Genomic DNA, 13,012 nt, shown 5'->3' on the forward strand with positions numbered 1-13,012 from the left:
TCCGCCCAGGGCCGCACGTCTCTTCCGGGAGGACCGATGCCGACGCTGACCGACCCCGACCGGCTCCTGCGGCGGGTGGTCCGCGACGGCGGCGGATGGACGGTCCTGCTCGTCGCGGTCGCGCTCGTCGGCGCGGCCACCGAACTGGCCCTACCCGCCGCCCTCGGGCTCGCCGTCGACGCCGCCGTCGACGGCGACGGTTCGGCATGGTGGACCGCCACGGCCTGCGGCCTGGTCGCCGTCCTCGTCCTCACCGACATCCTCGGGGACCTGGCCGGGGGCTACGGCGCCGCCCGCGCGACGGCGCGACTGCGGCGGCGCCTGCTACGGCACCTGTTCGCCGTCGACGTGCGCACGGTTCGCCGATACCCGGTCGGCGACCTGGTCAGCCGGCTCGTCGGCCAGACCGCCGACGCCGGACAGGCCGGCACCGCCGTGGTGCTCGGCCTCGTCGCGCTGCTTCCCCCGGTCGGCAGCGTCGTGGCACTCACCCTGATCGAGCCGCTGCTCGGCGTCACGCTGCTCGCCGGGCTGGCCCTGCTCGCCGTCCTCATGCGCGCCTTCGTCACCGACGCCTCCGCAGCGGTCGCCGACTACCAGCGGGTGCTGGGGGGCGTCGCCGGCCGGCTGCTGGAGGCGCTCGGCGGCGCCCGCACCATCGCCGCCGCCGCCACCGTCGACTCCGAACGCGACCGGGTGCTGGCGGCCCTGCCGGAACTCCGCGACCACGGCCACCGCGGCTGGCGGCTGCTGGCGAGGGCGAGCGGACGCACCGCCGCCGTCGGCCCGCTGCTCCAGGTCGCGGTGGTGGCCGTCGGCGGCTACGCGCTGACCGCCGGGTGGATCACGCCGGGGGAACTGGTCGCCGCGGTGCAGTACGCGGCCCTCGGCGCCGGTCTCGGCGCGGTGCTGGCCACCCTCAACCGTCTGGTGCGCAGCCGCGCGGCCGCCCGCCGGATCGCCGAGCCGCTGGCCCACCCGCCCCGTCCCGAGGGCGACCAGGCGCTGCCCTCCGGGGGTGGGGAGCTGCGGCTGCGCGGGGTCGGCCTCCACACCGACGACGGGCGGCCGGTCCTGGCCGGCGTCGACCTCACCGTTCCGGCCGGCGCCACGGTGGCCGTCGTCGGCCGCTCCGGCGCCGGCAAGTCGAGTCTCGCCGCGGTGGCCGGGCGACTGTACGACCCGGACACCGGCGAGGTGCTGCTGGACGGGGTGCCGCTGCGCGGGCTGAGCCGCGCGGCGCTGCGCCGGGCGGTCGGTCACGCCTTCGACCGGCCGGCGCTGGTCGGTGAGACGGTGCACGAGGCGATCGGGCTCGGACTGCCCCCGGCGGTGGCGCGGCCGCCGGACGACGGCACACCGGCCACGGCGGCGGTGCTGACGGCGGCCCGGGCGGCGCAGGTGGCCGACGTCGTCGCCCGCCTGCCCGACGGCTTCCGCACCCGGCTGGTCGACGCCCCGCTGTCCGGAGGTGAGGCGCAGCGGCTCGGACTGGCCCGCGCGTTCCCCGCCGAGCGCCTGCTCGTCCTCGACGACGCCACGTCCAGCCTGGACACGGCCACCGAGCACCGGATCACCCGGACGCTGACGGACCGGGCCGGCGGTCGTACCCGACTGGTGGTGACCCACCGGACGACGACGGCCGCCGCGGCAGACCTGGTCGCCTGGCTGGACGCGGGGCGTCTGCGCGCCCTGGCGCCGCACCGCCGGCTCTGGGCCGATCCGGATTACCGGGCGGTCTTCGCCGGGGGTGACCAGGGGTGAGCCGCCCGGGCGTACGCCGGACCACCTGGGACGCGCTGCGCGCCCGCCGCCGGCAGCTGGGCCGGCTCGCCGCCTGGTCGGGGGTCGAGTCGGTTCCGGCGCTGCTGGGCGGCGTGCTCGTCGCCCGCGCCGTCGACCAGGGCTTCCTGGCCGGCCGGTTCGGCACCGGCCTGGCCTGGCTGGGCGGGCTCGCCGTGGCCGTGCTGGTCGGCGCCGTCGGCACCGGGCAGGTGTACCGGAGCCTCGGGGCGGTGGTGGAACCCTTCCGCGACGAGTTGACGACCCGCGTGGTCGACGCGGCGCTGCACGAGGCCACCCGGGCCGGCGGCCGCGCGGACAGCGCCGCGGTCACCCGCCTGACCCACCAGGTGGAGGTGGTCCGGGACACCTTCGGCGGCCTGCTGATGGTGGTCCGAGGCTTCCTCTTCACCGCCGGCTCCGCGCTGCTCGGCCTGCTCACGCTGGCGCCCCTGCTGGCGGGCGCGGTGGCCGCCCCCCTGCTGGTGGGCCTCGTCGTGTTCGCGGCGGGCCTGCCGGCCATGGTGGCGCACCAGCGGGCGCAGGTACGGGCCGGCGAGGAACTCGGCCGGGCCGCCGCGACCGCCCTCGGCGGGCACCGGGACGTGGTGGCCTGCGGGGCGCAGGACCGCGTCGTGGACGAGGTCGGCCGGCGGGTGACCGCGCAGGCACACGCCGACCGGACGCTGGCCCGGATGGCGGCGCTGCGCAGCCTCAGTCTGGGGCTGGGCGGCTGGTTGCCGGTGGTGGTGCTGCTCCTGGCCGTGCCGTGGCTGGTGCGGAACGGGCTGAGCACCGGCGCGGTGCTCGGGGCGCTGGTGTACGTCACGACGGGTCTGCAGCCGGCGCTGCACGCGGTCGTGCAGGGCGTGGGCGGCGGCGGGCTGCGCTACGCGGTCACGCTCGACCGGATCCTGCGCGCCTGCCCGACCGTCGAGTCGGCCGGACCGCCCGGCCGTGCCCGTCCCGCGCCCCGGCCCGGCGCCCACGCCGCACCGGGCGGTGCCGCCACGCCCGCGGTCCGGCTGTCCGGTGTGACCTTCCGGTACGGTCCGCACGCCCGACCCGTGCTGGCGGACCTCACCCTGGCGCTCGCCGCCGGGGAGCACCTGGCGGTCGTCGGACCGAGCGGCGTCGGCAAGTCCACCCTGGCCGCGCTCATCGCCGGACTGGCGCAGCCGGACTCCGGCACGGTCCACCTGGCCGGCGCGCCGGTCGCCGCACTCGCGCCGGCCGCGCTGGCCCGGCTGCGCGTCCTCGTGCCGCAGGAGGCGTACGTGCGGACCGGCTCCCTCGCCGACAACCTCCGCTACCTGCGTCCGGACGCCGACGAGGCCACCCTGGAATCCGCGGTGGACGCCCTCGGAGCCCGCCCCCTGATCGCCCGCCTCGGTGGTCTCGCGGCCGAGATCGACCCGGCAGCCCTCTCCGCCGGGGAGCGGCAGCTCGTCGCCGCGGTCCGGGCCTACCTCGCGCCGGCGCCGCTGGTGATCCTCGACGAGGCGACCTGCCACCTGGACCCGGTGCTGGAGGCGACCGTCGAGGACGCCTTCGCCCGTCGACCCGGCACCCTGGTGGTCGTCGCGCACCGGATCAGCTCGGCGACCCGCGCGGACCGGGTGCTGGTGTTCGACGGCGACCGGCAGGTCCTCGGCACCCACGAGGAGCTGCCGGCCCGGTCGCCCACCTACCGGGAACTCGTCGGGCTGTGGGAGCACGTGGCGGTGCCGTCCGGCGTACCGCTGGGCCGGCCCTGAGCGCGGGCGTGCCTCAGATCCAGCCGGCCTCACGCGCGACCCGCACCGCCTCGACCCGGGTCCGCGCGCCCGCCTTGCGGGCGATCCGTCCGAGATGGTTCCGCACGGTACCCGGAGCGAGCCCGAGCGCCCCGGCGACCTCCCCCACCGGCGCCCCGGACGCGGTCAGGTCGAGGATCTCCATCTCCCGCGAGGTCAACGGACTGTCCCGGGCCAGGGCTGCCAGCACCACCTCCGCGTCGACAAGCGACTCCCGGCGGGCCAGCCGTCGGATCCCGTCCACCACCCGCTGCGGGGCGACGTCCCGGCCGAGGACGCCGACGGTCCGGCCCGGACGGAGGAGCCGGTGCAGGTGCCGTGCCCGGCGGCGGTCGGCGAGGACCAGCAGCGGGCAGTGCGCCCCGAGGTCGGCTCCGGCGACGAAGTCGAGGTCGACGACCGCCACGTCGGGACGTCCCGCGCGCACCGCCGGTGCGAGGGCGTCCCGACGGTCCAGCTCCGCCACCACGGTGATGTCGTCCTCGGCGGCGAGCACGAGGGACAGAGCGCCGCGGACCAGGGCGCCGTCGAGAGCGAGCAGGGCACGGATCACCGTAGACCTTCCCAGATATCGACAGACGGATCACGATACGTCAGCATTCAAACACGTACCGTCCGGTACCGCTCGGCACCGGTCCCCGGCCCCACCCCCTAGATCCAGCCCTCCCTGCGGGCCCGCCACACGGCCTCCATCCGGTTGCGGGCACCGGTCTTGCGCATGGTCGCCGACAGGTGGTTGCGAACCGTCCCGTGGGCCAGGTACAGCCGGTGGGCGATCTCCTTGACCGGCAGTCCGTCGGCGGCCACCCGGAGCACCTCCGCCTCGCGGCGGGTCAGCGGGCTCGATGGCGGACTCAGCGCCGTCACGGCGGCCGTCGCGTCGATCACCCTCTCCCCGGCGGCGACGTCGCGGACGGCGGCGACCAGCGCCGCCAACGACGCATCCGTGCCGACCAGGCCCCGGGCACCGGCGGCCAGCAGGTCCGCCACCGTGGTCTGGCTCCACTGGCTGCCCAGCGCCAGCACGCCCGTACCGGGTGCCGCCGCGACGATGTCGGCGACCACCTCGACGGGACGCGGCGCGTCCGGGGTCAGATCGACCAGCACCACGTCCGGCCGGTGCCGCCGCACCGCGGCCGGCACCTCGCCCACTCCGGTCACCTCGGCGGCGACCTCCATGTCCTCCTCGTTCGACAGCGCGGCGCACAGCGCGCTACGCAGTAGGCACATCTCCTGAGCAACGACGACGCGGATCAACGCGTAGCTCCGATCCTGGGCACGCGGCCGGCGATCCGGTCCCCTGCACGGGACCGAGCGGGGCCGGCTCTCACGGACGGGGTCCGGCCCGCGACACGTCGACCCGGTCGACGGTCGGGGCACCCGGTGACCCGTGCGTCGGCGGTACGGCCGGTGAGGCCGAACGACCACGCGCACGGGCCGGTCGGACTCAGCCAGGACGCGTACCCACCTCGGGCGACCGGCCGCCCGACCCGGCCCACGGCGGTGCCGGACCGTCGGCGCGCGGTGGCCGTCGCCCGGCATCCGGGCCGGCCGCGGCCCCGGTCCACGTGGCGGCGCTCGTCGGTGATCCGGCCGTCGTGCCGGACGGTCCGGCTGGACGTGCGGCCGGGCGTGCCGGGCCGGGACCGGGCGGTGGCACCGCCGACGGTGACGCGGCCGGCGACGGCACGGCCGCGTGATGGACCGGCGGCGGTACCGGATCGGCGGGAAGCGCGGGGGTCAGGAAACCTGCGCCCACGGCGGTTCCCCGCAACACGGCGTACCGGGACACGGCGATGCCCCGCCGTGGTCGGGCACTCGCCTCGACCGGGGCGTCGGGTGGACGGCTGCACGTCGGACGACGCACTGGGAAGCGACCTCCCTCGTCGTATCGTCAACACATCGCAATGATCCGATCACCCGACAGCAGCGCGTAGACGCTTCGTGACGGATTGTCGACGTGGCGGGTGACATGGACCGCGCCATGCGCTATGGCAGCCCACCCAGCCTGTTCCCCACCGGGCGCCGGCAGGAACCGTCAGACGGGACGGGTGAAGGCGGGGGCGTGGCGGCCCACCCACTCCCGCAGCGACGTCGGCGTGATCGACAGCTCCGATAGGGTGACCGCGAGGTCGACCCGGGTGCTCAGCATCGTGGGATTCTCGTAGACGGCCTCGTAGGCGGCGGTCACGTCGTCGCCCGCGCCGGGACCACCCATCGCCTCGAAGTAGGCGCCGAACTCCTTCGGAGGCATCGGCCGGAACGTGATCCGTCGTCCCAGCGCAGCGGAGAACCGCGCGGCGACCTCCTCCCCGTTGAGCGCCTCCGGTCCGCCGACGTCGAAGACCCGACCGGCGAGGTCCGGCCGGCGGAAGGCCGCGACGACGTACGCCGCCACGTCGTCGTGGCTCACCCACTGCATGACGACCTCCAGCGGGGTGGGATAGGCGAAGGTGTCCGCCGCGGCCACCTCCGGGGCGGTCCAGGGACCGAGGAAGTTCTCCATGTACGCGGTCGGCTGCAGCACGATGTGCGGCACCCCGCTGCCCTTCAGGTGCTCGTGGATGTCCCGCCGGACGTCCAGCCCCGCGTTGCCGGTGCGCTGCGGCGGAATCGCCCCCGTCGGGTTCCACACGACGAGGCGGACACCCGCGTTCCGCGCCGCGTTCACGGCCTCGCGGCCGTAGCGGGCCTGCGGGTCGAAGAACGGGACGAGGAGGAAGACGCCGTCCATGCCCTCGCTCGCCGCACGCAGGCTGGTCGGGTCGCTGAAGTCGGCGGCGACGACCTCGGCGCCCAGGTCGGCCAGGTCCGCCGCCCGCGCGGGGGTCCGCGACGCGACCCGGACGGTGAAGCCGGCCTCCAGCAGCCGTGCGGCTACCGGGCGGGCCTGCTGGCCCGTCGCACCGTAGACGAGGACCTTCTCGATGGTGCCGTGACGATCAGACATGTCAGTGGTGTCGCTTTCGTGGTGAGAGGAGAGCGGTCACCACTACGCTTCGCTGTTGGCACCGTTTCGACAAGTACGCATAATGTTGCGGTGTAGTCCTGTTTTCCATACCAATGGAGGTCAACGTGGCCGATGCGACAGCGCCCGCGTACGACCGCAGCGCCTGCCCGGTGACCGCGACGATCGACGCCATCGGCGGCAAGTGGAAGCCCCTGATCGTGCACACCCTGCTGGACGGCACCCGTCGCTTCGGCGAGCTGCGCCGCGCGATCCCGGGCGTCACCCAGCAGATGCTCACCCTCCAGCTACGGGAGCTGGAACGTGACGGGCTCGTCCACCGCCACGTCTACGCGGAGGTTCCACCGCGCGTCGAGTACTCCCTGACCCCGCTGGGTCGCAGTCTGCAGACCGTGGTGGCCGAGATGACCCGCTGGGGTCAGCGGTTCCTCGACCGGGACCTGCCGCGGTGACCCGTACGCCGGAGATCCACCTCGGACACGCACCAGCGTCCGGCGGCGGCGGAATCGCCGCCCTACCGGGCCGGCCGGACCGCGCGGTACTCGAGCAACGCCATTCCGGCGCCCAGGGCCAGCACCACGACCACCCCGTGCGGCCAGTAGATGTGGCTGACCAGCCAGGGCACCGACGCGACCAGTAGCACCACGGCCCCCGGCGTCACCCGGCGGCCGTACCGGCCGGCCAGCGCGACGACGGCGGCGATCGCGGCGACCATGAAGCCGAGGGAGCCGGTGATGCCGAGCGCAGCGCCGACGACGTTGAGCTGGTCCACCTGGCGCTGGACCTCGTCAGCGGCCGTGGCGTCGAGCATCAGTCGACCGGCGGCGATCCCGGAGACCGCGTCGAGCCCGGTGTAGAAGATCGCGTAGACGTACACGCCCAGCCGGACCACGGTGATCGACGGGCCGGTCAGCGAACGCACCACGGTCAGCAGGGGAACCGCCAGCAGTGGGAAGACCGGCAGCAGGACGAGGTGCAGGACCAGCCACCGCCCGGCCGTGTCCGGAGTCAGGTGGTGCGGGTGGAGCACACCCGCGCCGACGATCAGCGCCGGCGCCCCGAACAGGGCGGCGGTGCGCGCGACGCGGGCGGCCCGGTTGTCGGGATCCGGCCCGATCGACGTCACCCGGTCGGCCGTGGACGAGACCTCCATCTGCGCGTTCCTCTCCAGTGGTCGCGGGAGCCGCGCGAGCCCGGTGCCGCGGCACCCGGGATCTCGCCGGTCCTGCGGCCGGCGGCGGCGGCATGCTGTCGCGGGCCGCCGGCCCCACCACGCCGAGTCCAGGGAAGCACATCGATGTGTACCCGCTGCTGCCGGGATGTGACAGAAATGCGGCACGACGGGTGGGAAGGCACGAGGAGGCCGCCCCGGTCGGGGCGGCCTCCTCGTGGTCGTACCGTCTGTCGGAGCCCTGCTCCGGTCAGGTCATGTCGTCGTAGCGGCGGTCGATCGGGGCCGGCGCGGCGACCGGCTCCGGCACGGGGATCGGAGCTGTCGCGTCGACCCGCGCACCGGCCTCGACCGGCTGGGCGTCGAACTCCAGCGGCGACACTTCGTCGTCGGCGACGCCCTCGTAGATCTCCTTGCCACGCCCCTTGCGGCGGTCGTTGAGGAACGCGACCCCGACCGCGGCGAAGTAGAGCGCGCAGAGGCAGATCGCCAGCGCCGTCATGCCGAACGGGTCCGGCGTGGGCGTGACCACCGCCGAGAACGCGAAGAACACGAACACCGCCACCCGCCACCAGCTCAGCAGCTTCTTCGCGCTGGCGATGCCGACGAAGTTGAGCATGAGCACGATCAGCGGGAACTCGAACGCCACCCCGAAGAGCAGGATCAGGTTCGTGACGAACGAGATGTAACGGGTGACCTCCAGGTTGGTGGCAATGTCGTCACCGCTGACGTCGAGCAGGAACTCCAGGCCCTTGGTGGTCACGAAGAACGCCAGGAACGCCCCGGCCGCGAACAACGGCGCCGCCAACGCGGTGAAGATGTACGCGTACCGCCGTTCGTGCCGGTGCAGGCCCGGCGCGATGAACGCCCAGAGCTGGTAGAGCCAGACCGGAGCGGCGATGATCAACCCGACCCATAGGCCGATCTTCAGGTTGAGCAGGAAGACGTCCGCCACACCGAGCTGGACGAACTTGCACTTGCCGCTCAGCGGGTCGATCGAGGCCGGCAGGTCACAGTAGGGTTGCGAGAGCAGCAGACGGACCGGCTTGGCCAGCCAGATGCCGAACCCGAAGCCGACCAGGATCGCCAGCGACGCCTTGAACAGTCGGTTGCGCAGTTCGCGGACGTGCTCGATCAGCGTCATCGAGCCGTCGGCGGCCCGCGCGAAGGTGCTCGGACCGCGCTTACGCAGAGCGAAGGCCACGATGCTCGGGCCTCTCGGTCAGTTGTTGTCGCGGACGCGCTGCACCGGGTCGACGACCGGCTGCTGCGGCGGGGCCGGGTAGGGCGCCTGCTGGCCGTAGGGAGCCTGCGCCTGACCGTACGGGGCCTGCTGACCGGCGTGCGGCGGCAGCGGCTGGTAGCCGGACTGCGCGTCGGCCTTCTCGGCCAGGTCCCGGTCGTCGTCGTGCAGGCTCTTCGTCTCGGCCTTGATGATCCGCAGCGAGCGGCCCAGCGAACGGGCCGCGTCGGGGAGCCGCTTCGCGCCGAAGAGCAGGATCAGCACGACCACGAGTACGGCGATGTGCCACGGCTTGAGGGCACCCATGGGAAGCTCCAGTCGCTCTGTGTCGATGAGGGGTGGTACCGCAGCCCATCGTACGTCCGTCGTGGGCCGTTGCCACCCGCCGGGCGGTGGTGGTTGATCCCGGCCGGTGAAGTCTTGACCAACCGGCGATGTCCCGTCAACCGCCCGGCCGGTGCGTTCCTGCGCGCAACGGCGCCGCAGCGCGCACCGGGGCGACGTCGGTCGATCAGTCTCCGCGCTTCGCCTTGATCAGGGCAACCCGTTGGCCGGCGGTGTCGAGCTGACGCTGCAGCGCCTCGGCACGCTCCTGGAGGCTCTCGGCGGCCTCGCGCAGCGTCTCCGCCTCGGCCGCGTGCCCCTGCAGCGACAGAGCCGCCCGACGCAGCCGGGGCAACCGCGCCAGCACCGGCCGGACGGCCAGCCCCAACACGACGAGCGGAACCAGCACCAGCGCCACCACGATCCACGTCACCACGGCGGCCAGCCTACTGCGTACCGGCGGCCAGCGCCGGGTCGGAGGCGGCGGCGGCCCGGACCGGCGGTGCGGGTGTGGCGTACGCGTCGAGGGCCGCGACCGCCGTGGCGCGGACCTGGTCGGCCAGTTCCGCCGGGGCGACCACGGTGACGTCCGGGCCCAGACCCAGCACGAACCGGCGGGCCCAGCCCAGGTCGGTGACCCGCAGCGAGACCCGCCACCGGTCCCCGTCGGCCTCGACGCTCTCACAGGGGTAGTACTCGGTGATCCACCGCTCGCCCCGGCCGATCCGCAGGGTGATCAGCGGAAGGTTCGGCGACGGCCGGAACACACCGGCGGTCAGATCGTGCGGGCGGGCCTGCGGAGGCACCACGGCCGGCTCGTCCAGCGACGTGACCGCGTCGATCCGGTCGGCGCGGAACAGCCGCATGCCCTCGGCGCGGCGGCACCACGCCTCCACGTACGCCCGGCCACCCACCATCAGCATCCGCAACGGATCCACCACCCGATCGGTGGACTCGTCCCGGGCCGCCGTGTAATAGGTGATCCCCAGCGCACGGCCGCTCTCCACGGCGGCGCGCAGCTCCGCCACGCGGCGGGTGTCCGCCGGCAGCCGCACCTCGACCGGAGCACCGACCAGGTCACCGGCCGCGTTCTCGATCTTCGCGAGGGCCCGCTCGACGGCCTCCCGGTTAGCCACGCCGGGCGTCTCGGCCAGCATCCGCAGCGCGACCACCAGCGCCAGCGCCTCGTCCGGGGTCAGCCGCAGCGGCCGGTCGATGCCGGCGTCGTAGGTGATGGTCACCCGGTCACCGTCGAACGCCATGTCGATCAGGTCACCCGGGCCGTACCCGGGCAGCCCGCACACCCACAGCAGTTCCAGGTCCTCCCGCAACTGCCGCTCGGTAACCCCCTGGTCGGCCGCCGCCTCGGCGATCTCGATGCCCGGCCGGGCCAGCAGGTACGGAACGAGGTTCAGCAGCCGGGCGAGCCGGTCGGCGGAGGCGCGGGAGCCGCTCCGGGCGGCCGGCCGGGTCACCGGGCACCCCCGGTGACCGCCAGGTCGTCCTGCCGGGTGGCGATCTCCTTGAGCCGCTGGATGACCGCCTCGCGGACCTCCGGCGGGTCGAGCACCCGCACGTCCGGCCCGTACCCGACGAGGTGCCCGGCCAGGGACTCCGGGTCGGCGAACGGCAGGACCAGCCGGTCGCCGTCCGGGCCGGCGGCCACCTCGACCGCCCAGCGGCGCAGGCCGGCGGCCCGGCCCGGCGCGGCCAGCACGGTCGCCCGGCCGGTGCGCTCCACCGGCCCGGACCAGCGGGCCACGTGGCTGATCAGGTCGACCCCGGCAGGCGGGGAGTACGCGCCGGTCGCACCGGTCGCCCGGACCGCGCCGACGACGCGGGACAGGCGGAAGCAGCGGGTGGCGGCCCGGTCCAGGTCGTGACCGACCACGTACCACCGGCCACGCCAGCAGACCACGCCCCACGGCTGCAGCCGGCGACGGGTGGGCTCGTCCCGGTCCGGGACGCGGTAGTCGAAGGTCACCTCGCGACGGTCCCGTGCGGCGGCGGTCAACGGCGCGAACGCCGGGTCGACCGTGACCATCGGCTCCAGGCCGAGGGTGGCCTGCGGATCCACGTCGACGCCGGCGGCACGCAGCTTCGCCAGCCCCGAGGACGCCGCCGCCGCCAGGCCGGCGTGCTGCCACAGCCGCGCGGCGATGCCCACCGCCGCGGCCTCGTCCGGTTCCAGAGGAATGTCCGGCAGCGCGTACTCCCGATGGGCGATGCGGTAGCCGGGCTCGGCGTCGAAGGCGCTCGCCGTGCCGGTCTCCAGCGGGACGCCCAGCTCCCGCAGCTCCGCCTTGTCACGCTCGAACTTGCGCTGGAACGCCTCGTGGTCCCGCGCGTCGTCCGGATCGTGCTCGTAGCCGGGAACGGTCGCGGCGATCTGCGCGGCGGTCAGGAACCGTCGCGTGGACAGCAGGCAGATCACCAGGTTGACCAGGCGTTCGGTGCGGGTCCGCGACACGCGGTAGACGCTAGCAGCCGACGCGCCGGAACCGGGTACCCACGCGGGCACGGCGTGGGCCACGTCGCGTCCGCCGTGCCGCCGCCCGTCCGGCCTGCCGACCCGCTCCCGGGCGCGACCACCCGCACCCGCTAGCGTGCCCGGCATGGTGCGATGGCGGACGGGCACGGTCAGGGCGCTGCGGCGGGAGTGGACCGGCGCGGTGGAACTCGACGTCGACCTGCCCGACGGCACACCCATGCGGGCCCTCGCCTACCCGGCGCTCGTCGGCCGTCCGGAACGCGGCGACCGGGTGCTGCTCAACGCCGGCGCGCTGCTGATGGGCCTCGGCACCGGCGGGTACGCCCTGGTCGTGGCCGTGCCCGACCGGCTGCCGCCGGACCCGCCGCAGGCGCTCGACACCCGCGCGGGGGGCCACCTCGTCAAGGCCCGCTACACCCCGCTGCAACCCATCCTGCTCGGCGTCGACGAGGAGGCGTCACCGCACCACGACGTCCTCGCCACCGCCGACGACCTCACCGGCCTGCCCGTCGTCACCGCCGACCTGCACTCCGCGCTGCCCGCGATCCTCGCCGGGATCCACGCCGACGCGCCCGACGCCCGGGTCGCGTACCTGCTCACCGACGGCGGCGCCCTGCCCGCCTGGTTCTCCCGCACCCTCGCCGGGCTGCGCGGGCGCCTCGCCGGCACGATCACCGTCGGGCAGGCGTTCGGCGGGGACCTGGAGGCCACCACCCTGCACACCGGGCTGCTCGCCGCCCGGCACGTGCTCCACGCCGACGTCGCGATCGTCGCGCAGGGCCCCGGCAACCTCGGCACCGGCACCCGGTGGGGCTTCTCCGGCGTCGCCGTCGGCGAAGCCGTCAACGCCATCGGCGCGCTGGGCGGACGCCCGGTCGGATCACTGCGGATCTCCGACGCCGACCCCCGTCCCCGGCACCTCGGCGTCTCCCACCACAGCCTCACCGCGTACGGCCGGGTGGCCCTCGTCGGCGCGGACCTGGTGGTGCCCGACGGCCTGGACCCGGCGCTGGCCGGCGCGGTCGACGCGGCGCTGGCACCCCTCGCCGCGCGGCACGCGATCGTGCGGGTGCCCACCGACGGCCTGGACGCGGCGCTGCGGGCCAGCCCGGTCGGCCTGTCGACGATGGGTCGGGACCTGGACGCCGACCGCGCGTACTTCCTCGCCGCCGCCGCAGCCGGCCGACACGCCGCACACCTACTCACCCGCTGAGCGCCACGCCCCCAGCCCCGCCGG

Annotated in this window: 13 protein-coding genes; 4 read left to right on the forward strand and 9 right to left on the reverse strand. The window is 74.9% G+C overall.

The features are described 5' to 3' along the window. The first annotated feature begins 36 nt into the window (after positions 1-36). Both ACTMSW_RS13145 and ACTMSW_RS13150 read left to right on the forward strand, forming a co-directional pair. Positions 37-1,764 (forward strand): ABC transporter transmembrane domain-containing protein, encoded by a 1,728-nt coding sequence (locus ACTMSW_RS13145; RefSeq protein ID WP_441180861.1) that lies wholly within the window; start codon positions 37-39, stop codon positions 1,762-1,764. After that, the gene (locus ACTMSW_RS13150) at positions 1,761-3,539 is read left to right on the forward strand and encodes an ATP-binding cassette domain-containing protein (protein WP_441180862.1); all 1,779 of its coding nucleotides are present in this window, start codon (positions 1,761-1,763) and stop codon (positions 3,537-3,539) included. The genes ACTMSW_RS13145 and ACTMSW_RS13150 overlap by 4 nt, the downstream gene beginning before the upstream one ends. A 13-nt stretch (positions 3,540-3,552) precedes the next feature. On the opposite strand, the gene ACTMSW_RS13155 is transcribed toward ACTMSW_RS13150, so the two are convergent. From ACTMSW_RS13155 to ACTMSW_RS13165, 3 genes are all read right to left on the reverse strand, one after another. Further along, a complete protein-coding gene (locus tag ACTMSW_RS13155; RefSeq protein ID WP_441180863.1) occupies positions 3,553-4,131 on the reverse strand; it encodes a response regulator transcription factor in 579 nt (192 codons plus the stop codon). 98 nt (positions 4,132-4,229) lie between these two features. After that, the gene (locus ACTMSW_RS13160) at positions 4,230-4,835 is read right to left on the reverse strand and encodes a response regulator transcription factor (protein ID WP_441180864.1); all 606 of its coding nucleotides are present in this window, start codon (positions 4,833-4,835) and stop codon (positions 4,230-4,232) included. Between the two features lie 781 nt (positions 4,836-5,616). Further along, complete coding sequence (locus tag ACTMSW_RS13165; protein ID WP_441180865.1) at positions 5,617-6,528, reverse strand: SDR family oxidoreductase; 912 nt, start codon at positions 6,526-6,528, stop codon at positions 5,617-5,619. Positions 6,529-6,653: 125 nt separating this feature from the next. On the opposite strand from ACTMSW_RS13165, the gene ACTMSW_RS13170 reads away from it, so the two are divergent. Beyond that, positions 6,654-6,998 (forward strand): winged helix-turn-helix transcriptional regulator, encoded by a 345-nt coding sequence (locus ACTMSW_RS13170; RefSeq protein ID WP_441180866.1) that lies wholly within the window; start codon positions 6,654-6,656, stop codon positions 6,996-6,998. A gap of 62 nt (positions 6,999-7,060) precedes the next feature. On the opposite strand, the gene ACTMSW_RS13175 is transcribed toward ACTMSW_RS13170, so the two are convergent. The 6 genes from ACTMSW_RS13175 to ACTMSW_RS13200 form a co-directional block, all read right to left on the reverse strand. Further along, positions 7,061-7,699, reverse strand: coding sequence for a hypothetical protein (locus ACTMSW_RS13175; RefSeq protein WP_441180867.1), 639 nt, complete (start codon positions 7,697-7,699; stop codon positions 7,061-7,063). A gap of 268 nt (positions 7,700-7,967) precedes the next feature. Then, positions 7,968-8,921, reverse strand: coding sequence for a twin-arginine translocase subunit TatC (tatC, locus tag ACTMSW_RS13180; protein WP_441180868.1), 954 nt, complete (start codon positions 8,919-8,921; stop codon positions 7,968-7,970). Between the two features lie 18 nt (positions 8,922-8,939). Beyond that, positions 8,940-9,266 carry a Sec-independent protein translocase subunit TatA gene (gene tatA / locus ACTMSW_RS13185; protein ID WP_441180869.1) on the reverse strand — a complete coding sequence of 109 codons (327 nt, stop codon included), beginning with the start codon at positions 9,264-9,266 and terminating at the stop codon, positions 8,940-8,942. A gap of 205 nt (positions 9,267-9,471) precedes the next feature. After that, positions 9,472-9,720 carry a hypothetical protein gene (locus ACTMSW_RS13190; RefSeq protein WP_441180870.1) on the reverse strand — a complete coding sequence of 83 codons (249 nt, stop codon included), beginning with the start codon at positions 9,718-9,720 and terminating at the stop codon, positions 9,472-9,474. Positions 9,721-9,730: 10 nt separating this feature from the next. Continuing rightward, complete coding sequence (locus tag ACTMSW_RS13195; RefSeq protein WP_441180871.1) at positions 9,731-10,759, reverse strand: helix-turn-helix transcriptional regulator; 1,029 nt, start codon at positions 10,757-10,759, stop codon at positions 9,731-9,733. Further along, complete coding sequence (locus ACTMSW_RS13200; protein WP_441180872.1) at positions 10,756-11,754, reverse strand: helix-turn-helix transcriptional regulator; 999 nt, start codon at positions 11,752-11,754, stop codon at positions 10,756-10,758. The genes ACTMSW_RS13195 and ACTMSW_RS13200 overlap by 4 nt, the downstream gene beginning before the upstream one ends. Before the next feature lie 145 nt (positions 11,755-11,899). On the opposite strand from ACTMSW_RS13200, the gene ACTMSW_RS13205 reads away from it, so the two are divergent. Continuing rightward, positions 11,900-12,988 (forward strand): DUF3866 family protein, encoded by a 1,089-nt coding sequence (locus tag ACTMSW_RS13205; protein ID WP_441180873.1) that lies wholly within the window; start codon positions 11,900-11,902, stop codon positions 12,986-12,988. Positions 12,989-13,012 lie beyond the last annotated feature (24 nt).

The sequence above is a fragment of the Micromonospora sp. BQ11 genome (assembly GCF_052068135.1).
Lineage (GTDB): Bacteria > Actinomycetota > Actinomycetes > Mycobacteriales > Micromonosporaceae > Micromonospora.

What these genes read in the sequence shown, in the direction of transcription:
- tatA (WP_441180869.1), bottom strand. Translation starts at nt 9,266, where the DNA reads ATGGGTGCCCTCAAGCCGTGGCACATCGCCGTACTCGTGGTCGTGCTG.
- ACTMSW_RS13175 (WP_441180867.1), bottom strand. Translation starts at nt 7,699, where the DNA reads ATGGAGGTCTCGTCCACGGCCGACCGGGTGACGTCGATCGGGCCGGAT.
- ACTMSW_RS13165 (WP_441180865.1), bottom strand. Translation starts at nt 6,528, where the DNA reads ATGTCTGATCGTCACGGCACCATCGAGAAGGTCCTCGTCTACGGTGCG.
- ACTMSW_RS13205 (WP_441180873.1), top strand. Translation starts at nt 11,900, where the DNA reads ATGGTGCGATGGCGGACGGGCACGGTCAGGGCGCTGCGGCGGGAGTGG.
- ACTMSW_RS13145 (WP_441180861.1), top strand. Translation starts at nt 37, where the DNA reads ATGCCGACGCTGACCGACCCCGACCGGCTCCTGCGGCGGGTGGTCCGC.